18 protein-coding genes and 1 pseudogene are annotated in these 20,032 nt (G+C 61.6%); 8 read left to right on the top strand and 11 right to left on the bottom strand.

The window, feature by feature from the left end:
• Positions 1–3: 3 nt before the first annotated feature.
• Positions 4–315, top strand: coding sequence for a Nif3-like dinuclear metal center hexameric protein (locus tag QZH45_RS24500; RefSeq protein WP_024777654.1), 312 nt, complete (start codon positions 4–6; stop codon positions 313–315).
• Between the two features lie 219 nt (positions 316–534).
• Here the strand turns inward: QZH45_RS24500 and QZH45_RS24495 are convergent, their stop codons facing one another.
• The 6 genes from QZH45_RS24495 to QZH45_RS24470 form a co-directional block, all read right to left on the bottom strand.
• The gene (locus QZH45_RS24495; RefSeq protein ID WP_152980143.1) at positions 535–1,620 is read right to left on the bottom strand and encodes a scabin-related ADP-ribosyltransferase; all 1,086 of its coding nucleotides are present in this window, start codon (positions 1,618–1,620) and stop codon (positions 535–537) included.
• A gap of 215 nt (positions 1,621–1,835) precedes the next feature.
• Positions 1,836–3,548, bottom strand: coding sequence for an N-acetylglucosamine-specific PTS transporter subunit IIBC (gene nagE, locus QZH45_RS24490; RefSeq protein ID WP_024777656.1), 1,713 nt, complete (start codon positions 3,546–3,548; stop codon positions 1,836–1,838).
• Positions 3,549–3,579: 31 nt separating this feature from the next.
• Entirely contained in the window at positions 3,580–6,093 is a 2,514-nt protein-coding gene (ptsP, locus tag QZH45_RS24485; protein WP_055136156.1) for a phosphoenolpyruvate--protein phosphotransferase, read from the bottom strand.
• Between the two features lie 27 nt (positions 6,094–6,120).
• Entirely contained in the window at positions 6,121–7,143 is a 1,023-nt protein-coding gene (locus QZH45_RS24480; RefSeq protein WP_024777658.1) for an SIS domain-containing protein, read from the bottom strand.
• Positions 7,124–8,230, bottom strand: a complete 1,107-nt coding sequence (nagA, locus tag QZH45_RS24475; RefSeq protein ID WP_024777659.1) for an N-acetylglucosamine-6-phosphate deacetylase — start codon at positions 8,228–8,230, stop codon at positions 7,124–7,126. The genes QZH45_RS24480 and nagA overlap by 20 nt, the downstream gene beginning before the upstream one ends.
• A 33-nt stretch (positions 8,231–8,263) precedes the next feature.
• Positions 8,264–8,995 (bottom strand): GntR family transcriptional regulator, encoded by a 732-nt coding sequence (locus QZH45_RS24470; protein ID WP_024777660.1) that lies wholly within the window; start codon positions 8,993–8,995, stop codon positions 8,264–8,266.
• Positions 8,996–10,349: 1,354 nt separating this feature from the next.
• Here QZH45_RS24470 and QZH45_RS24465 point away from each other — a divergent pair.
• The 3 genes and pseudogenes from QZH45_RS24465 (at position 10,350) to QZH45_RS24455 (ending at position 12,022) form a co-directional block, all read left to right on the top strand.
• The gene (locus QZH45_RS24465) at positions 10,350–10,988 is read left to right on the top strand and encodes a DUF6036 family nucleotidyltransferase (RefSeq protein ID WP_055134934.1); all 639 of its coding nucleotides are present in this window, start codon (positions 10,350–10,352) and stop codon (positions 10,986–10,988) included.
• Positions 10,972–11,424: a hypothetical protein gene (locus tag QZH45_RS24460; protein WP_055134933.1), complete on the top strand. Its 453-nt coding sequence runs from the start codon at positions 10,972–10,974 to the stop codon at positions 11,422–11,424. Before QZH45_RS24465 ends, QZH45_RS24460 begins: the two co-directional genes overlap by 17 nt.
• Positions 11,425–11,675: 251 nt before the next feature.
• Positions 11,676–12,022, top strand: a pseudogene (locus tag QZH45_RS24455) (DUF6124 family protein).
• A gap of 273 nt (positions 12,023–12,295) precedes the next feature.
• On the opposite strand, the gene QZH45_RS24450 reads toward QZH45_RS24455, so the two are convergent.
• Both QZH45_RS24450 and QZH45_RS24445 read right to left on the bottom strand, forming a co-directional pair.
• Positions 12,296–12,802, bottom strand: a complete 507-nt coding sequence (locus QZH45_RS24450) for a L,D-transpeptidase family protein (RefSeq protein WP_024780895.1) — start codon at positions 12,800–12,802, stop codon at positions 12,296–12,298.
• A gap of 38 nt (positions 12,803–12,840) precedes the next feature.
• Positions 12,841–13,392: an NUDIX hydrolase gene (locus tag QZH45_RS24445; protein ID WP_024780896.1), complete on the bottom strand. Its 552-nt coding sequence runs from the start codon at positions 13,390–13,392 to the stop codon at positions 12,841–12,843.
• 145 nt (positions 13,393–13,537) lie between these two features.
• On the opposite strand from QZH45_RS24445, the gene QZH45_RS24440 reads away from it, so the two are divergent.
• From QZH45_RS24440 to QZH45_RS24430, 3 genes are read left to right on the top strand one after another with little or no spacing between them, the layout of a single operon-like run.
• Positions 13,538–14,137, top strand: a complete 600-nt coding sequence (locus QZH45_RS24440) for a CoA pyrophosphatase (protein WP_024780897.1) — start codon at positions 13,538–13,540, stop codon at positions 14,135–14,137.
• A 14-nt stretch (positions 14,138–14,151) separates the two neighbouring features.
• The gene (locus QZH45_RS24435; protein ID WP_024780898.1) at positions 14,152–14,676 is read left to right on the top strand and encodes a gamma carbonic anhydrase family protein; all 525 of its coding nucleotides are present in this window, start codon (positions 14,152–14,154) and stop codon (positions 14,674–14,676) included.
• Positions 14,673–14,882 carry a DUF1289 domain-containing protein gene (locus QZH45_RS24430; protein WP_024780899.1) on the top strand — a complete coding sequence of 70 codons (210 nt, stop codon included), beginning with the start codon at positions 14,673–14,675 and terminating at the stop codon, positions 14,880–14,882. Before QZH45_RS24435 ends, QZH45_RS24430 begins: the two co-directional genes overlap by 4 nt.
• A gap of 52 nt (positions 14,883–14,934) precedes the next feature.
• On the opposite strand, the gene QZH45_RS24425 is transcribed toward QZH45_RS24430, so the two are convergent.
• Both QZH45_RS24425 and QZH45_RS24420 read right to left on the bottom strand, forming a co-directional pair.
• On the bottom strand, positions 14,935–15,567 hold the full coding sequence (locus QZH45_RS24425) for a Pr6Pr family membrane protein (RefSeq protein ID WP_024780900.1): 633 nt from the start codon (positions 15,565–15,567) through the stop codon (positions 14,935–14,937).
• Between the two features lie 3 nt (positions 15,568–15,570).
• The gene (locus QZH45_RS24420) at positions 15,571–15,801 is read right to left on the bottom strand and encodes a VF530 family DNA-binding protein (protein WP_024780901.1); all 231 of its coding nucleotides are present in this window, start codon (positions 15,799–15,801) and stop codon (positions 15,571–15,573) included.
• Between the two features lie 419 nt (positions 15,802–16,220).
• On the opposite strand from QZH45_RS24420, the gene QZH45_RS24415 reads away from it, so the two are divergent.
• Complete coding sequence (locus tag QZH45_RS24415; protein WP_055136146.1) at positions 16,221–18,635, top strand: glucose/quinate/shikimate family membrane-bound PQQ-dependent dehydrogenase; 2,415 nt, start codon at positions 16,221–16,223, stop codon at positions 18,633–18,635.
• A gap of 208 nt (positions 18,636–18,843) precedes the next feature.
• Here QZH45_RS24415 and purT read toward each other — a convergent pair whose 3' ends face one another.
• Positions 18,844–20,025: a formate-dependent phosphoribosylglycinamide formyltransferase gene (gene purT, locus QZH45_RS24410; protein ID WP_024780903.1), complete on the bottom strand. Its 1,182-nt coding sequence runs from the start codon at positions 20,023–20,025 to the stop codon at positions 18,844–18,846.
• Positions 20,026–20,032 lie beyond the last annotated feature (7 nt).

The raw sequence follows: 20,032 nt of genomic DNA, 5'->3' as shown, positions 1-20,032 counted from the left end.
GGCGTGTACAAGCTCTGCTTCTTTGTCCCGGCCAGCCATGTGGAAGAGGTCAAAAGCGCCGTATTCGCTGCCGGTGGCGGACGGATCGGCGACTATGACCACTGCGCCTGGCAAGTGCTGGGCCTGGGCCAGTTTCGCCCCTTGGACGGCAGCCAGCCGTTCATGGGCGAAGCGGGGCAGGTCGAGCAGGTCGAAGAATGGAAGGTGGAGCTTGTGGTGGCCGATGAGTTGATTCGCGTAGTGGTGGAGGCCTTGAAACAGAGCCATCCCTACGAGACACCGGCGTATGAGGTGTGGCGGTTGGAGGGTTTCTGATCCTCTGCCCGTGGAAATGAGAAACCCGCTGATTGATTCAGCGGGTTTTTTATTGGGTGGACGGTTTGTTGCAGTCAGCGACGGCCTCTTCGCGAGCAGGCTCGCTCCCACAAGGGATTCGTGCTGTTCCCAGCATACCCTGCGGGAGCTAGCTTGCTCGCGAAGGGCCCGGTCAGACAACGCAGCTCCAGACCCCGGCATCGACCCAGTCCATCGCCTCTACTGATGCCGACGCTCCAGGCGACAAACCTCTTTCTCGATACCGATGCACTCGACCGGTTCGCTCACACCTTTCTCGAACCGCCGAGCATTCATCAACAATCCGCCCTTGATGCCACCGATGAATGCGTAGGCGCCCTCACGTGCGCCGGTGGTTCGGCCTGATAGATCCACCGCCACGGTGTTGGGCCTGACTTCATATACCCAGCCGCCGTTCGAGGCTTGCTCGGTGGCCCAGAGCTTGGCTTCGCCATAGTCGCTAAACGCTACGACGACCGATTGAGCCAAGGGAGACTCCGGCTGGGTGGCCAGTCTCAGATTCGGCGCAAGAGCGTTCCAGGCCTGCAGGCCCTGGCTCAGTGCATCCGCACCTTGCACGGGGTTGATTATCGTAGAGCCGACGGCCCAGAGGGACTTCTTGGTCGTTACCCAGGCCAGCCCCTCTGGAGGCTCCAGACGAGCCCAGTCGATGGCAATTGCCGCAACCTGCTGCATCGTCTCGTGGCCGGTGGGTTCACGGTAGTCCGGGTTTGTCACGCAGTTGGCCAGGTTGGTTGCCTTGCAGGCCTTGCTGATGAAGTACCCCTTGACCCCACCCGGATAGCTGATTTCCTCCTCGCGAGGGAACGGACCTCCTGATTGCTCCTGATCGATTCCATGGGGAGCCTTGAACTCGTACACCCACTCGCTGGCGTAGTGCTGGGCGATGAACTGACTGCGGGTTGTGCTGCTGAACACCGTCCCGGCGGAGCCGCCCGCATGGTTGTACCAGTTGTATATCCATTCGTTCTCGGGGATGCCCGCGGCTTTGGGCAGCAGCCCGTCCTGGAAAGCACTGAGTCCCTGGCCCGTTGTATCTCCCCGGTAGAGCGTGTCCATGTCGGTACGCCAGCGCAACGATGGCGTGGTCTTGCGGATATCCACCTCCGGATTCGCCGTGACCTGAAGCCAGGCTTCGTACCAGGGCTCTGTTTCCGGATCTTGACTGCCTTGGGTCGCTGCCCACCCATGAGGGCCAGGCTGCCAAGTAGCTGCCAGTACGACCGCGACAGTCGTCGCCCGTATAAACGTGTCTTTTCGAGTCATGATTGGATGCCTCAGCTGGAACGAGGAGCCAGTCGAATCACATACGTCATGACTACCTATTCTTCGACGTGACAGGTTTGCTTATCGATTGCGGCGAGAGGGCGCCGCTGGGGCGCGCCTCGGTCCGCCGTGTGAACTCAAAGAATAGGTGACGGAAAGTCTGTCAGTCGTATTTTTGGATCCAATCGTGTAACAAACTGCTCCAGTGAAGATTGCTAGAGGGACTGCACACAGGTTTTGCGGTTGTTCAGCATCACCCTTAGTGCTTCGCTCATTGCATTAGCCCGATTGCCCACCAGTACATGCCAGATGCCGCTCTCCATCTGGCTGACACCCTGGCAACCCAGAACCCTCAGATCAGCCTCGGATAGCCGCCGGGCATCTTCGAGCTGCACCCGTAGCCGCGTATGGGCGACGCATTCCAATGCCAGTACATTGTCTTTGCCGCCCAGTGCGTCCAGCCATTGCCCGGCCTGCTCCGCGCTGATCGTGGCCGGCTCGGCCTGTACCGGTTCACTCAACGGCCTGTCGACTGAGCGTGTCATCGGCAAGCCCAGGCGGATTTCATCGGCAATGCTGTCGGCCATCGGCCCAACCACCACCTGTAAGCTGCCGCCGTTGCCGGGACGCACCACGGCCATGGCGCCCAAGGCCTTGAGTTGCGCATCGGAGGCCTTGCTGCGGTCGACCATGTCCAGTCGCAGGCGCGTGGTACAGGCGCCGACGGTAATCAGGTTGTCGGCGCCGCCGAGTGCCGCGATGTAAGCCCCGGCCCGTTCATTCTGGGCAATGACCGGTTTGTCTGCGCTCGGGACGTCTTCACGGCCCGGAGTCTTCAGGTCGAAGCGGCGGATGCAGAAGTCGAACACGGTGTAGTAGATCACCGCATAGGCCAGGCCCACCGGCACCACCAGCCAACCATTGTTCGATCTGCCCCAGCCCAGGACCATGTCGATGAAGCCGCCGGAGAAGGTAAAGCCCAGGCGGATGTTCAGCCAGTCGGTGATCGCCATCGACAGCCCGGTGAGCAAGGCATGCAACAGGAACAGCAGCGGCGCGAGGAACATGAAGGCGAATTCCACCGGTTCGGTGACCCCGGTGAGAAACGATGTCAGCGCCATGGATAGCAGGATCCCGCCCATGACTTTGCGCCGCTGGGGCAGGGCGTTGCGGTACATCGCCAGGCAGGCGGCGGGCAGGCCGAAGAGCATCACGGGGAACATGCCTGTCATGAACTGGCCGCCGTTGGGGTCGCCGGCAAAATAACGGGTCAGGTCGCCGGTCACCACCGCACCGGTGTGCGGGTCGGTGAAGCTGCCGAAGATGAACCAGGCCATGTTATTGAGGATGTGGTGCAGGCCGGTGACGATCAGCAACCGGTTGAACACCCCGAACACGAACGCTCCCAGGCTGCCGCTTTCCATCAACAGCGCGCCGAAGCTGTTGATGCCTTGCTGGATCGGTGGCCAGACCAGGCCGAACACCAGTCCCAGGCCCACCGCGCTGAAGCCGGTGACAATCGGCACGAAGCGCCGGCCGCCGAAGAACGCCAGATACTCCGGCAGCTTGATGTCCTTGAATCGGTTGTACAGTGCCCCCGCGAGCAGGCCACTGATGATCCCGGCGAGCATGCCCATGTTGATGCTGGCGTCGAGCACCTTCAGCGTGGCGATCATCACCAGGTAACCGATGGCCCCGGCCAGCCCCGCCGTGCCGTTATTGTCCCGGGCGAAGCCCACGGCGATGCCAATGGCGAAGATCATCGCCAGGTTGGTGAAAATGGCTTGCCCGGCATCATGGATGATGGCGATGTTCAGAAGATCGGTGTCGCCCAGGCGCAGCAACAGGCCGGCGATGGGCAGGATGGCGATGGGCAGCATCAGCGCCCGGCCGAGACGTTGCAATCCTTCGATGAAATGCTGGTACATGGCGGATCTCCCTTATTGTTCTTCGACGTACTCAGCCCAGGGGCCAGTGTTGATGACAGGCCTGGCGCACGGCAGCGGCACTGCCCAGGCCCAGCAATTCGGCGCTGAGGCAGGCGCACTTGACGGCATCAAGGTCGCGTACCCGCGCCTTGATCTCGCCGATCTGCGCCGGGCTGACCGACAGTTCGCGCACGCCCAGCCCCACCAGCACCGGCGTCGCCAGAGGATCGGAGGCCAGGGCGCCGCACACGCCGATCCAGCGCCCATGCCGGGCCGCGCCGGCGCAAGCCTGGGCGATCAGTCGCAGCAGCGCCGGGTGCAGGGCATCGACCCGGGCGGCGAGGCCGGCATGGTCGCGGTCCATGGCGAGGGTGTACTGCGAAAGGTCGTTGGTGCCGATGGACAGGAAGTCCGCGTGCTCTGCCAGTTGTTCGGCCAGCAAGGCGGCCGCCGGCACTTCGATCATCACCCCCAGTTGCGGCCGTTCGCTCAGGCCCAGTTCACTGGCCAATGCATCAAGGCGCTGGCGGATGTTCAGCAGTTCGTCGACTTCGGTAACCATCGGCAACAGGATCCGGCAACGGTGCAGCGGACGGGTTTGCAGCAAGGCTCGCAGTTGCTGGTCCAGCAGTTCCGGTCGCACCTGGGCCAGGCGAATACCCCGCAGGCCCAGCACCGGGTTGGCTTCGGTCGGCAGCGGCAGGTAGTCCAGTTGTTTGTCGCCGCCGACATCGATGGTGCGGATGATCACCGGCTTATCGCCCATGGCATCGAGCACGGCTTGGTAGCTTTGACGCTGTTCTGCTTCGTCCGGGGCTGTGTGACGGTCGACGAACAGGAATTCGGTACGCAGCAGCCCGACACCGTCAGCGCCGTTAGCCAGGGCCTCGGCCGCATCGGCGCTGGAGGCGACGTTGGCCGCCACTTCGACACTTACGCCATCAACGGTGCGGGCCAGTGTGTGGGCCAGGGCTTGTTGTTGAGCGCGGCGAGCGGCTCGCTGAGCGTGTGTCTGTTGCACCTGGGTCATGCGCTCGGCGGTGGGGCGCAGTTCGAGCCGGCCTTCGTCGGCGTCCAGCACCACCGACTGGCCCTGTTCCTGTTCCAACAGTGCAGCGCCCAACGCTACCAGGCACGGCATCCCTTTACCTCGGGCCAGGATAGCCACGTGGGAAGTGGCGCCACCCTCGACCATGCACAGGCCGGCCACGCCTTGGGTGCGGAGTTGCAGCAGGTCCGATGGCGTCAGTTCCTGTGCGGCGACAATCGCGCCGGCAGGCACGTCGAATTGCCACGCTTCTCCCAGCAGTGCCCGCAGTACCCGCTGGCGCAGGTCACGCAGATCGTTGGCGCGCTCGGCCAGCAGCGTACTGCCCAGTTGCTCCAGTACCCGACATTGCGCGTCTATGGACTGGCTCCAGGCGTGGGCCGCGGCGCTGCCCTGGTCGATGCACAAATGAGCGGCATCCAGCAGGGCCGGGTCTTCCAGCAGCGCCAGATGGGCGCTGAAAATCGCTTCTTCGTCGCTGCTGCGCCGGGCCCTGGCGTGGTCCAGGGTCCGGTGGATGTCACGGCTGACGTCGGCCAAGGCACGGCTCAGTTGCTGCCGCTGATCTTCGACGTCGTGGCCGCCCGCATCCTCGGGCAACTGAATGCCATTCAGCCGAACCAGCGGTCCCGTCGCAAGGCCGGGGGCGGCGCATACGCCGTACAGCACGCCGTCTTCGGCAGGACGAGCATGGGGTTTGAGTGCAGGCGCTGCGGCGTGGGCTTCTTCGGTCAATGCAGTGGACAGGGTCGTCAGCAACGCTTGCAGTGCTGCTTCGGCATCGTTGCCTCGGCAACTGACCTGCACTTCTGCCTGCTCGGTGATGGCAAGGCCCATCATCCCCATCAGGCTGTCGCAGGAGGCCGACTTGCCGCCGAAGTGCAACTGCGAGCGACTGTTGAAAACCTGGGCGGTCTGGCGTACCAGCGCCGCGGGGCGTGCGTGCAGGCCGCCGCGGTGGGCGATGCGGATCTGGCCGAAGACCTCGATGCCGGCGTCCGGATGTTCGTCGGTCGAAACGCCTGTAGCCATGGCGACGATATGCAGCAGCGGCTCGCCGACTTTCACGCCCCTGAGGGTGACGGGGCGCGCCTGGAAGTGCTCGCCATTGGTGATGATCAACAGGCTGACCAGGCTCTTGCAGTGTCGTGCCACTTTGTCCACGTCATAACGCAGCAATGGCTGGCCGTTGCTGACCCGGGCGCCTTCCTTGACCAGCATGGAAAAACCGTCGCCACGCAGCTCGACGGTGTCCAGCCCCAGGTGCAGCAGCAGTTCGGCGCCGTTGTCGGCCCGCAGGGTCACGGCGTGGCTGGTACGGGCGACATGGATCACTTCGCCGTCGCAGGGCGCGTAGAGGGTGTCGTTCAGCGGATCGATGGCGATCCCGTCGCCCATGGCACCGCTGGCGAACACGGCGTCCGGGACATTGGCGAGGGTGAGCACCGGGCCGCTGAGCGGGGCGCTGAGGGTCAACTCTTTATTATTGTTGGGCATGGCGCGCTCTCATCAGGCTGTCATTAGTCAGTGCGTACGGGTGACTTTGCTCAGGTGCCGCGGTTGGTCAGGGTTCAGCCCCCGGGCCACGGCAAGGTGAGCGGCCATTCCATAAAAGCTCTGGATCGCCAGGATCGGATCCAGTGCCGGGTGCTCGGCGCGAGTCAGGGGCAGGTCGCGTTCGGCGATGTCATCGGGCGCCGCCAGCAAGACCCGGGCGCCGCGCTGGCGCATGTCGGCGGCCAGGCTCAACACGCCGGACTGTTCGGCACCGCGAGGTGCGAAGACCAACAGCGGGTAGTTCTCATCAATCAGCGCCATCGGCCCGTGGCGAACCTCGGCGCTGCTGAAGGCTTCGGCCTGGATCGCCGAGGTTTCCTTGAACTTGAGCGCCGCTTCCTGGGCGATGGCGAACCCGGCGCCACGGCCGATCACCATCAACCGCTGGCAGGTGCGCAGAGCCTCGACGGCAACACTCCAATCCTGACGGGCGGCCTCGCGCAAACCTTCGGGCAGGACGTTTCCGGCCTCCAGCAATTGGGCATCGTCCTTCCACTGGGCCACCAGCCGTGCGCTGGCGCTGAGGGTGGCGATGAAACTCTTGGTGGCGGCGACGCTGCTTTCGACGCCGGCACACAGCGGCACGCTGAACTCACACGCCGCTTCCAGGGGCGAGTCGAGCGCATTGACCAGGGCCACGCTCAGGGCGCCGCGCCTGCGCAACAGCCGCAGGCTGTTCACCAGGTCCGGGCTCTGTCCCGACTGGGAAAAACCGAACGCTACCTGACCGCTGACCTTGAGCGGCGCCTGCTGCATGGTCACCACCGACATCGGCAGCGACGCCACCGGCAAGCCCAATTGCTGCATGGTCAGGTAGGCGAAGTAGCTGGCGGCGTGGTCGGAACTGCCGCGGGCAATGGTCATCGCCACTTGCGGCGGCTGACGGCGCAGGCGTCCGGCGATTTCCTGCAGGGCCGGGTCCAGTTGCTGCAACTGGCGTTCGACGGCTTCGCTGGCGGCGAGGGCCTCTTCAAGCATTTTGGAGGTCAATGGCTTCTCCTTCGACCATCACGTCGGTCAGGGTCAGGGAACGGTCAAGGCGCACGCAGTCGGCCCAGGCGCCCGGTTGCAGGCGTCCACGCTCAGGCAGGCCGAGGTAGTCGGCAGGAAATTGGGACAGGCGTTGCGAGGCTTCGGCGATGGACAGGCCGATTTTCACCAGGTTACGCAGGGCCTGGTCCATGGTCAGGGTGCTGCCCGCCAGGGTGCCATCGGCCAGCCGCACGCCACCCAGGCATTTGGTCACGGTATGGCTGCCCAGCTTGTATTCGCCGTCGGGCATGCCGGCGGCCGCGGTGGAGTCGGTGACGCAATACAGGCACGGGATCGAGCGCAGGGCCACGCGCATGGCGCCCGGATGCACGTGCAGAAGGTCCGGGATCAGCTCGGCATAACGGGCGTGGGCCAGCGCCGCGCCGACAATCCCCGGTTCGCGGTGATGCAGCGGGCTCATGGCGTTGTACAGATGGGTGAAACTGCTGGCGCCGGCGGCCAGCGCGGCGACGCCTTCTTCGTAGCTGCCCAGGGTGTGGCCGATCTGCATGCGCACGCCCCGGGCACTGAGGGAGCGGATCAGCGCATCGTGGCCGGCAATTTCAGGGGCGATGGTGATCACCCGGATCGGCGCCAGGGCCAGGTAGGCTTCCACCTCGGCCATCAACGCGGTGTGGGCGAAATTCGGTTGCGCGCCCAATTTGCCGGGGTTGATGTAGGGGCCTTCCAGATGTACGCCGAGTACCCGGGCACTGCCATTCTGCCGTTGCTCACAGAACTCGCCGAGGGCCTGGAGTACGCGGGTGATCTCTTCGCCCGGTGCGGTCATGGTGGTCGCCAGCAGCGACGTGGTGCCAAAGCGCACATGGGTGCGGGCGATGGTGTCGAACGCCGGGGCGCCCTCCATGATGTCCTTGCCGCCACCGCCATGGACATGCAGGTCGATGAAACCGGGCAGCAGGTAAGGCAGGTCATTGTCAGCCGGATCGCAAGGCTGGCCTTCGACGGACACGAGCTTGCCGTGGGCGTGGATCAGGCGGCCGCGAACCCAGCCATGGGCGGTGAGGATGTTGTCTTCGGACATAGGCAGTCTCTGATGTCTGGGGAGGCAGTGCTGCTAGCGCCGGAGCTCGGCGACAAAGTCGTAGTAATCGTTGCGGCAGTAGGTGTCGGTGACTTCGATGGGGGTGTTGTCTTCCAGGTAGCCGACCCGTGTCATCAACAACATGGCGGTGCCGGGGGCGATGCCCACCAGGGCGGCGAATTCGTCCGAAGCGTTGATGGCCTGGATGTGCTGCAGGGCGCGCACCACCGGTTTGCCGATGCTGTCGAGAAACTCGTAGAGCGAAGCACCAATGGCCTGGGGCTTGGGAATGATGGCGGCGGGCAGGGTGCTCATTTCGATGGCCATGACTGTGTCGTCGGCCTTGCGCAGGCGCTTGAGCCGCGCGACCTTGTCGGTGGGCGACAGGCCCAGGCGGATCAGTTCTTCGTGGGTGGGCGGGGTGATTTCCCGTTCCAGCCACTGGGAGCCGGGCACGAAACCCTTGAGCCGCAACATCTCGCTGAAGCCGCTGAGGCGTGACAGCGGTTGTTCCAGGCGCGGGGTGATGAACGTGCCCGAGCCTTGGTTGCGGCGGATCAGGCCTTGCTCGAACAACACTTCCAGTGCTTTGCGGGCGGTGACTCGGGAAATGCCCAGTTGTTCGCTCAAGCTGCGTTCGGACGGCATCGCTTGTTCGGCTTTCCATTGGCCTGCGTGTATTGCGGCTTCCAGGTTGCGGGCCAGTTGCAGGTAGAGCGGTGTGGCTTGGGTGTCGTCGGGGCGCAGGGCAAGGATGTCGTTCATGGGGTGTCCGATGCGGTTGTTGGGGGTGTTGTCGCTCGGTGATGGGCTGGAAATTAATACCACTTGAATACCACGTCAATGAGAGTTGCTCATGGTTCTGTGGGTATGACGGTGGTCTTTTGATGAATGGATTTCAAGTGGTATTACTTTGAGTGGTTTTGGCGGGAGGAGACCGTAGCTGCTGAGGGTGTCTCTCGGGGAAGTGGTATTTGCGTACCGGACTTGGGTCTGATTTTTTCTGCCGACCGGCGGTTGTTTTGAGGGAGAGTTGGATGGTGTGTATATCCATTTCTTCGGTAACGGCGACTTATGGTTCCGCTCTTACAGCGGGTTACTTTTGGCAAACGCCCGGAATGCCGGCCCAGCCAAAAGTAACCAAAAGGTCTGTGCCCCACCACTCGGCACCTCGCCAAGGCGAGGTGTTCCCTCACTCCGGCATTGCTCCGTGGGCCCGCCGCGAAGGGCCATCCATGGCCCAGCGCGGCTACCCCGGCATCCATGCCGGGGTACCCACTACGCAATACCTGCGTTCGGCCAGCGTGGTTAACGGGGCCTGAAGATCAAAAGCAAAAGCAAAGCGAAAGCAAGGCGGCCTTGCCGCCGACCTGCTTTTTGAGCGTACGCGTTCCCCTGTGGGAGCGAGCCTGCTCGCGATGGCGTCGGTTCATGCAGCACTTTTCAAACTGACCCACCGCTATCGCGAGCAGGCTCGCTCCCACAATTGATCGGGGACAGCGGAAAAAGATAGGTCGCCTTCGCGAGCAAGCTTTGCTCCCACAAGTGGATTCAGGTACAGCCGGAAAAGTCAGGCCGGCCACTAGGCCGCCTCGCTTTGGTCTTTGGCTTTGGCTTTTGATCCTAGACGCCCCGTTAACCACAAGGGCCGAACGCAGGCGTTACGTAGTGGGCAACCCGGCATGGAAGCCGGGTTAGTCGCGCTGGGCCATGGATGGCCGTTCGCGGCGGGCCCACGGAGCAATGCCGGAGTGAGGGAACACCGAGCGTAAGCGAGGTGCCCAGTGGTGGGGGCAAAGGGCTTTTGGTTACTTTTGGCGCTCTTCCAAAAGTGACCCGCCGTAAGGGCGGAACCGCCAGTGGCCGTTACGGAAGAAACGGATACACACCTACTGGCATTTGCAGGCGATTGAAATCATCAGCGATCTATCGCGCCGTCTGTCAGACGCACCGAAGTTTCCGACAAGTTTTTCAGGTTGTCCCTCGGAAGCGGTGGCTCTAGCTTCCAGAATTCATGGTCCTCCCGGAAATGACTCCCCCAATTTCGGATGTATGCAATCACTCACCGACCAGTGGCAGCTTCGCATCCTGAAGAACAACATCAGCATCTGAGGTCAATATGGAATTGCCGGATATGGTCACCCCCCGCCTGAATACGAAAACCGCACTGGGGCAGGCTTTGGTTTCAATGTTCAAGTCCGTCGAAGCGGAACTGACGTTTGAAAATGCAAAGCCTGGGGCAGTCAAAGTCATCGTGTTCGGAGGATGTGCGGTGCACCTTTATACGAATCATCGTGTTTCCACTGATGTCGACGCTGAAATTCATGAGGCCAGCCTGCCAGAAGGCTTCCATCTCCGAGCTTTGCTCGCAGAGGTTCCAGAGCAGTTTGTCGACCAGAGGTCTGGCCGATTAATGGAGCTGAACTACGACCTCCAGTACAACACGAGCTTTGGTCCGATCCATGAGGACTATTGGGTCCGTAGTCTTCCCCTTGAAGAGTTCCCAGTAGAATCTCCTCTACATGTTCGCATTGCTGCTCCTGTCGATATTGCAATTTCAAAACTGGGCAGAGCGACGGATCAGGATGTCGGCGATATCATGGCGCTGCTAAGGGCTGGCTTTATATTGACCGCCGAGCTGCGTCGACTGGCATTGCAGGCGATTGATGTATATGTTGGCAACAAAGAGCCTCCAACCTCTGTTTTGACCCATATTTTGCAAGACTATCTGGAGAACCCAGATGACGAAGCCCGCTAACTGCCACGTCCTCTCATCCGCTTTGGACACATTGGTCAAGAGCCCGTTGAATCACGCAAATGACGCTGCGCTCGAGCGTGCAGCCAAAGCGGTCTGGTATTCCCATTCGGACTTGATAAGCGCAGCCCAGGTTTTTCTGAGTCAACATTCTGATGAGATCGAGGTTCGACGCGCAGGTTATTTGCTCGAGCGGTTCACCCGTTTTTCGTGCGTAACGGATAGCCGAGTCTCGGAAGTCTTTCAGGCGCTTGAGTTGTTCTGGCGTTTGGCCCCGAAGCAGGAAGTGACTTCACAGGCTGCCGTTGCACTTCGTAAACGCCGCGATGAGCTCGCCCTTTCCTGGGGGTTGAGTGAAGGGCTTGGTTTGAAGGTCCAGACACTCATGCCCTTTCAAACCCGACACTACGAGGCGGAACAGCGCGCGGGCCTTGTTTGAACTCCGATATTTTCTTTAAGAACCCGGCTCAAGCCGGGTTTTTGTTGTGCGAAATCATCAGCGATCTATCGCGCCGTCTGTCAGACGCACCGAAGTTTCCGACAAGTTTTTCAGGTTGTCCCTCGGAAGCGGTGGCTCTAGCCTGTGGGTGTCGCTGCCAATTCAGCGACCGGGTTTGACCGTCCGAAGAATCACAGGGCACAGGCCCGGACGATTTGTCCTGGGCTCCATTAATTCAAGGAGTTTCCCCTTTGAAAAATGACAAACCCGCATCCAATTTCCCCTACGGCGACTACGCCCCCGAAAAGCTGCAAGAAGCCGCTGATCGTGCGCTGGACCATTACCTCAAACCCGAGGACAACTCGTCAGAACCCAAGCCCTCCCTGCAGTTGTTCACCGTGACCGATGCTGTCGACACCGAAGTCCTGCTAGCCAACCTCAGCGAAACCCTGGCTTCGGCCAATGCCATGCTCAGCGACCTGGCCTTTGACCTCGACGGCTCGCGGCGGCATGTGGCGCTGGGGGGGGGGCGCAGATGATTGAGTTGGGCGCGCTGTTGGCGGACAAGGCGCTGGATCAGGTGGAGCTACGGGCTTGATGGCGTAAGGGCCGGCGCCATCGCGAGCAGGCTCGCTCCCACAGGGGGGGTGTTCACAGATGTGTGGAGGCCCCCCTGTGGCGAGGGGATTTATCCCCGCTGGGGCGCGCAGCGGCCCCCAAAGCAAGCGACTCAATCTGCCTGACGCACCGGGTTGTTTGGCTTTAGGGCCGCTGCGCAGCCCAGCGGGGATGAATCCCCTCGCCACAAAAGCTTTCATGTCGCAACAAGGCTCCATGCCTCAACAAGCGCTTGCCGCATAAGAGACAGACGCTACGGCCGGATCTCGATCATCGTGCCATCCGGCACCAGGTTCCAGACTTCGCGCATGTCGACGTTGCGCATGGCAATGCAGCCATTGGTCCAGTCCAGGGTGTGGAACAGCTGTTCAGGGGTTTCTTCGGAATCAGGCGTGCCGTGGATCATGATCATGCTCCCAGGCTCCACGCCTTCGCGTCGGGCGCGAGCGGCGTCGCTGATGTTGGGGTAGGAAATGTGCATCGACAGGTTGAAACGATCGCTGACCTTGCGCCAGTCAATCCAGTAGAAACCTTCAGGGGTGCGTTTGTCGCCCTCGATCAGCTTGGGGCCTTTCTTGGCGCCCCTGCCGAGAGAGATACGGTAGGTCTTGAGCGGCTTGCCGTCGCTGATCAATTGCAACTGATGGGCGGATTTGAGCACCAGCACTTTTTCGATGGGCTTGCCGTCGTAGGTTCCCACCGCAGAAGCCTGGGACGCAGCAGCGAACGACAAGCAGAACAGCACAAACAACCAGCGCATTGAAATATCCCTAGAAGTGTCGTGACGATATGGTTTTTTCAGGTCTTGGCAGGCTGAGCCAGTGGCGGGATCGATTCGGATCGCACCGGGTAATGCTCGGTTCGTCGGTCAGCATAAAAATATTCCAGGGTACGGCCCACTGTGCGAAAAGCCAGTTCGTCCCAGGGAATGTCCGCTTCTTCGAACAGCTTCACTTCCAGGCTCTCGGGGCCGGCGGAGAAATCCTCGTCCACCAGCTCGGCGCGGAAGAATACATGGACCTGGCTGATGTGCGGTACGTCGATCAACGTATAGATGCTTAAATTTCGCACCCGGGCGCAGGCTTCCTCGGCGGTTTCGCGCTCGGCGGCCTGCTCGACGGTTTCCCCGTTTTCCATGAAGCCCGCCGGCAGGGTCCAATAACCGCGTCGCGGCTCGATGGCGCGTCGGCACAGCAGGACTTTGCTGCCCCAGGTCGGTATGCAACCGGCCACGATATTGGGGTTCTGGTAGTGGATGGTGTGGCAGGTGTCGCAGACAAAGCGCAGGCGCGAGTCGCCTTCGGGTATGCGCTGGGTCACCGGGTTACCGCACTGGCTGCAGAATTTCATGCTTGGGTTCCTGAATGCTGCGCCTATCTTGGCGTGCGAGGCGGGTGTCGGCAAGTTGTCGTTTCGCGACACGACGCGGTCCGGGGGTTGGGCCGCTTCAACGATTGGTGCATGATGCAAGGTAGCGAATAAATCGAGAAGTCTCATGCTGGACGAGCTACTGCATCGAGTAAGCAACCATACTCCGCGTGACCTGCAGGCCGACCGACGTTTCCCTGAAGCCGCGGTGCTGGTGCCGATCACTCGCAGTGGCGAGCCGGAGCTGGTACTGACCTTGCGCGCCAGCGGGCTTTCGACCCATGGTGGCGAAGTGGCCTTTCCCGGCGGGCGACGCGACCCGGAGGACCCGGATCTGATCTTCACCGCCCTGCGCGAAGCCGAAGAGGAAATCGGCCTGCCCCCCGGCCTGGTGGAAGTGATCGGTCCCCTCAGCCCGTTGATTTCGCTGCATGGCATCAAGGTCACGCCTTATGTCGGAGTGATTCCGGATTTCGTCGAGTATCAGGCCAACGATGCCGAGATCGCCGCGGTATTCAATGTGCCGTTGGAATTTTTCCGCAGGGATCCCCGCGAACACACCCATCGCATCGACTACCAGGGCTGCAGTTGGTACGTGCCCAGCTACCGTTTTGGCGAGTACAAGATATGGGGCCTGACGGCGATCATGATTGTCGAGTTGGTGAACCTGCTGTTCGACGCCGGCATTGATCTGCACAAACCACCCAGAAGCTTCATCAATACCTGAGCCCGAGGATCTTCATGAAATACCGCTTGGGCGATGCCCGTGTCGAAACCCACCCACAGAGCTGGGTTGCGCCCAACGCCACGCTGGTGGGCAAGGTCCGCCTCGAAGAAGGCGCCAGTGTCTGGTTCAACGCCGTGCTGCGCGGCGATAATGAGTTGATCCTGATCGGCAAGGACAGCAACGTGCAGGACGGCACGGTGATGCACACCGACATGGGCTTTCCACTGACCATAGGTACCGGCGTGACCATTGGCCATAACGCCATGCTACACGGCTGCACCGTGGGGGATTACAGCCTCATCGGCATCAATGCGGTGATTCTCAACGGCGCGAAGATCGGCAAGAACTGCATCATTGGCGCCAACGCGTTGATCGGCGAAAACAAGGAAATCCCTGACGGTTCGCTGGTGATGGGCTCACCTGGCAAGGTCGTGCGGGAATTGACCGAGGCTCAGAAGAAAATGCTCGAGGCCAGCGCGGCGCATTACGTCCACAACGCACAGCGCTACGCCCGCGACCTGGCAGAGCAGGAATCATGAACACCTCCGAACGTCCGGTGCCTTCGCCCTGCGTGAATATCTGCTCGCTGGACGATGACGACGTCTGCACCGGCTGCCAGCGCACCGTGTCCGAGATCACTCGTTGGCGCAGCATGGACAACGATGAACGGCGTAGCGTATTGGCCTTATGTCACGAGCGGGCAAAGGCCAGTGGGTTGGTGTGGATGTTGTCGGGAAGGTCTTGAGTACAAGTCCTCTGTGGCGAGGGGATAAATCCCCTCGCCACGTGGCAGTCTTCTAATACCGTTGCCCCATCCACCGATCCAATCCCACCACCCCCAGCGCGATCCCGATAAACCCCAGCAATATCTCCCCGGCATTGATGAACACCTGTGGATAACCCAGCGTTGCCACGTCGATGAAAGGGTAGGGGTACGCTCCCAGAAAACTCCCCCGCAACAGGACATGGGCGAAATACACCATGGGGTAAATCACCCAAAGCCCGATGTGCCAGAGATGCAGGGTGCCTTTGGGCACGCACCGCCACCAATAGGTGATGAACAGCAGCGGCATTACGTCGTGCAATAACTCATCGGCTAGGAACTGCCAGCCTTCGGGTTGCCACAGATGACGCAGCAACAGGTTATAGGCCAGGCAGACCAGGGCGATGCTCACGGCGATACCGCTGCTGACGGCGGGCCGCAGGAACCAGCGTCGTGCGGCCGATTCGCGTCGGGTCACTTCGCACGTCAATACCACGGCCACCAGGGTGTTGGTCAGCACCGTGAAGAAACTGAAGGCATTCATCAGGCCGCCCAGCAGGCTCGCGCCCAGTTCCCAGCGCCCCAACAGAATCAGATACAGCTGGATGCTCAATCCCGCCCAGCCCAGCAGCGCTGCCACCGATACGAAGCGCTGTCGAATGCTCATGATTCAGACCGGCCGCTTGGTACGCATCAACTTGATATACAACCGCTCGACTTTCTCCCGTGCCCATGGCGTCTTGCGCAGGAAGGTCAGGCTCGACTTGATGCTCGGGTCGCTCTTGAAACAACGGATATCGATGCGCTCGGCCAAGCCCGACCATTCGTAGTGCTGCACCAGGGCGTTGAGGATCTGCTCCAGCGTCACGCCGTGCAGGGGGTTGTTGTGCTGTTCGGTCATGGAGGTATTTGCGTGAAAGGAATGTGCCGCGCACCTTATCCGAGGCGCCCATGGGTTGGAAGTCTAGTGGTAACACTGTTACCGGATTCGAAAAGATTCATGTCGGTAAAAGCGCTTTCTCTATTGGTAGCAGGACATTATTCTTGCGCCCCCTTGCTGAAACGGTTCTCCTGACGTATCAGGATTTTAAAAGATAGCGCTGTCTTGCCCTGCAACCTCATGTGGGAGCGAGCCTGCTCGCGATTGCGGCGTCACATTCAACAGGCGTGTTGGGTGATCCACCGCAATCGCGAGCAGGCTCGCTCCCACAAGAGGCTGCTGATAGCGGGTCAGCTTTTTACTGAACCATGCCTCCGCAAGATCGTCATCTAAAGTGACTACTTGCGCGGGACTCCTTAAATATCACGGAGAATCACACTATGAGCACTGAAGGTGCTTTGAATCGAGGCCGTCTGCTACCGAGCCTGCTCGGCATTCTGCTTCTATTGATGGGCCTGGCCCTGTTGGCCGGCGGGGTCAAGCTGAGCACGCTTGGCGGTTCGTGGTACTACCTGCTGGCCGGTATCGGCCTGGCACTGACCGGTGTGCTGCTGATCATGGCCCGCCGTGCGGCCCTGGGCCTGTACGCGCTGGTGCTATTCGCCAGTACGGTATGGGCACTGTGGGAAGTGGGCCTGGATTGGTGGCAACTGGTGCCGCGCCTGGCAATGTTGTTCGCCCTGGGCATCGTCATGTTGTTGCCGTGGTTCCGCCGTCCGCTGCTGACCGCCGACGCGTCCCCCATGGGCACCCGCGCATTGGGTGCCGCTGTGGTTATCGCCGGTGTCGCGGCGCTTGCCAGCCAGTTCACCAATCCGGGTGAAATCAAGGGGCAGTTGGATCGCGACAACGTAGCGGGCATGGCCAACACCGCACCGGCAATGGCCGACGGCGACTGGAACTCCTATGGCCGTAGCGCCCATGGCGATCGTTATTCGCCGTTGGCGCAAATCACGCCGCAGAACGTCAGCAAGCTGGTGCCGGCCTGGACCTATCGTACTGGCGACTTGCCGGGGCCGAACGACCCGGGCGAGACCACCGCTGAAAACACTCCGCTGAAAGTCAACGGCATGCTCTACGTGTGCACCCCCCACAGCCAGGTGATTGCCCTGGAGCCTGAAACCGGTAAGGAAATCTGGCGTTTCGATCCGAAGCTTTCCACGCAGAAGGCGGAAAACTTCAAGGGTTGGGCACACATGACCTGCCGTGGCGTGAGCTATCACGATGACGCCGTGTACGCCTCTGCCGAGCAGAGCCCCACCGGTACTGCCAGTACCACGCCGGTCAGCATGGTATGCCCGCGCCGGATTTTCCTGCCGACTGCCGACACCCGCCTGATCGCCCTCAATGCCGACACCGGCAAGATGTGCGAAGACTTCGGTGACAAAGGCCAGGTCGACCTGAGCGCCAACATCGGTGGCTTCACCGCGGGTGGTTACTACTCCACCTCGCCTCCGGCAGTCACCCAGAACCTGGTGGTGATCGGCGGCCACGTCACCGACAACGTTTCCACTGATGAGCCTAGCGGCGTTATCCGCGCCTACGACGTGCACACCGGCAAGCTGGTGTGGAACTGGGACAGCGGCAAGCCGGACGACACCACGCCGATTGCCGAGGGCCAGACCTACACCCGCAATTCGCCGAACATGTGGTCCATGTTCAGCGTCGACGAAAAACTCGGCATGCTCTACCTGCCGATGGGCAACCAGACCCCCGACCAGTTCGGTGGCCTGCGTACCCCGGAATCGGAAAAATACTCTGCCGGCCTGACCGCGCTGGACATCGCCACCGGCAAGGTGCGCTGGTACTTCCAGTTCACTCATCACGACCTGTGGGACATGGACGTCGGCGGTCAACCGACCCTGATGGACATGAAGACCGCTGACGGCGTGAAACCGGCGGTACTGGCCTCGACCAAGCAGGGCAGCATCTACGTGCTGGACCGCAGCAACGGTCAGCCGATCATTCCTATCAAGGAGATCCCGGTGCCGCAAGGCGCAGTGGAAGGTGACCACACCTCGCCGACCCAGCCGATGTCCGACCTGAACTTCGTGCCGCCGGTCCTCAAGGAACGCGACATGTGGGGCGTGACCCCGTTTGACCAGATGCTCTGCCGGATCGACTTCAAGTCGCTGCGCTACGACGGCATGTACACGCCGCCGTCGCTGCAGGGTTCCATCGTTTACCCGGGTAACTTCGGGGTGTTCGACTGGGGCGGTATCTCGGTTGACCCGATGCGCCAGATCGCTTTCGTCAACCCGAGCTACATGGCGTTCAAGTCGAAGCTGGTACCGGCGGCCGAAGTGGCCGGTGGCCCGGGACGCAAGAGCGAAACCGAAGGCGTGCAGCCGAACAAGGGCGCGCCCTATGGCGTGATCCTCGAAGCGCTGCTCTCGCCTATGGGCCTGCCCTGCCAGGCTCCGGCCTGGGGTTATGTGGCCGCTGTCGACCTGACCAACAACAAAACCCTGTGGAAACACAAGAACGGCACCGTGCGTGACAGCTCGCCAGTGCCGATTCCGCTGAGCATGGGCGTACCGAGCCTGGGCGGCACGTTCACCACCGCCGGTGGCGTGGCGTTCCTGAGCGGTACCCTGGACCAGTACCTGCGTGCCTATGACGTGAAAAACGGCAAGCAACTGTGGGAAGGTCGCCTGCCCGCCGGCGCCCAGACCACGCCGATGACCTACACCGGCAAGGACGGCAAGCAATATGTGCTGGTGGTTGCTGGCGGTCATGGTTCCCTGGGTACCAAGCAGGGTGACTATGTCATCGCGTACAAACTGCCGGATTAAGCCCAACCTGCGCTCATGAAAAAGGCGACACCCTTGCGGGTGTCGCCTTTTTCTTTTAACCGGCACTGTAGAAGAAAAGCTTCCTATGGGAGCAAAGCCTGTGGGAGCAAAGCTTGCTCGCGATACAGACAACTGGGTTTCAAGAAGACCGCATCGCCTTCATCGCGGGCAAGCCTTGCTCCCACAGGGCACAGCGCCAGTCAGGATTTTAGAGTTCGATCTTCACCGCCTGGGAAGCCCGGGTCGCCTTGGCACGAGCGGCTTCGATGGACTCGTCGCGGGCCAGGGCAACGCCCAGGCGGCGTTGGCCGTTGACTTCCGGTTTGCCAAACAGACGCAGCGCGGTGTCCGGTTCGCTCAGGGCGACGCCAAGGTTGGCGAAAGCGGTCTGGGTCGACTGGCCTTCCACCAGGATCACAGCCGACGCCGATGGACCGAACTGACGGATCAGCGGGATCGGCAGGCCGAGAATCGCGCGAGCGTGCAGAGCGAACTGCGACAGGTCCTGGGAAATCAATGTCACCAGTCCGGTGTCGTGAGGGCGCGGAGAAACCTCGCTGAACCACACCTGATCGCCCTTGATGAACAGCTCGACGCCGAACATTCCACGGCCTCCCAGGGCTTCGGTCACCGCCCTGGCGACGCGCTCGGATTCGGCCAGCGCTGCCGGGCTCATGGCCTGGGGCTGCCAGGATTCCTGATAATCGCCTTTTTCCTGGCGGTGACCGACCGGCGCACAGAAGGTGGTACCGCCGACATGACGCACGGTCAGCAAGGTGATTTCGTAGTCGAAGTCGATAAAGCCTTCAATGATGACCCGGCCCTTGCCAGCGCGGCCGCCTTCCTGGGCGTAGTCCCAGGCTTTCTGTACGTCATCGCTGCTGCGCAGCAGGCTCTGGCCCTTGCCCGACGAGCTCATCACCGGCTTGACCACACACGGGAAGCCCAGGCTTTCAACGGCCTTGCGGTAATCTTCCACGGTGTCGGCGAAGAAGTACGGCGAGGTCGGCAGGCCCAGCTCTTCGGCGGCCAGGCGACGGATGCCTTCGCGGTTCATGGTCAGTTGCGCGGCACGGGCGGTGGGGATCACGGTGAAGCCTTCGGCTTCCAGTTCCACCAGGGTGGCGGTAGCGATGGCTTCGATTTCCGGCACGATGAAATGCGGCTTCTCGGCCTCGATTACCGCACGCAGGGCGGCACCGTCGAGCATATTGATCACATGGCTACGATGGGCTACTTGCATGGCCGGTGCATTGGCGTAGCGATCCACGGCGATCACTTCCACGCCCAGGCGCTGCAATTCGATTACCACTTCCTTGCCCAGCTCACCGCTGCCACACAACAAAACGCGGGTCGCGCTGGGCGACAAGGGAGTTCCGATACGGGTCATCTGAAGG

Source organism: Pseudomonas corrugata (genome assembly GCF_050920615.1).
In the GTDB taxonomy this organism is placed as follows: Bacteria; Pseudomonadota; Gammaproteobacteria; order Pseudomonadales; family Pseudomonadaceae; genus Aquipseudomonas; species Aquipseudomonas corrugata.
This window is presented reverse-complemented; position numbering and strand designations above follow the sequence as displayed.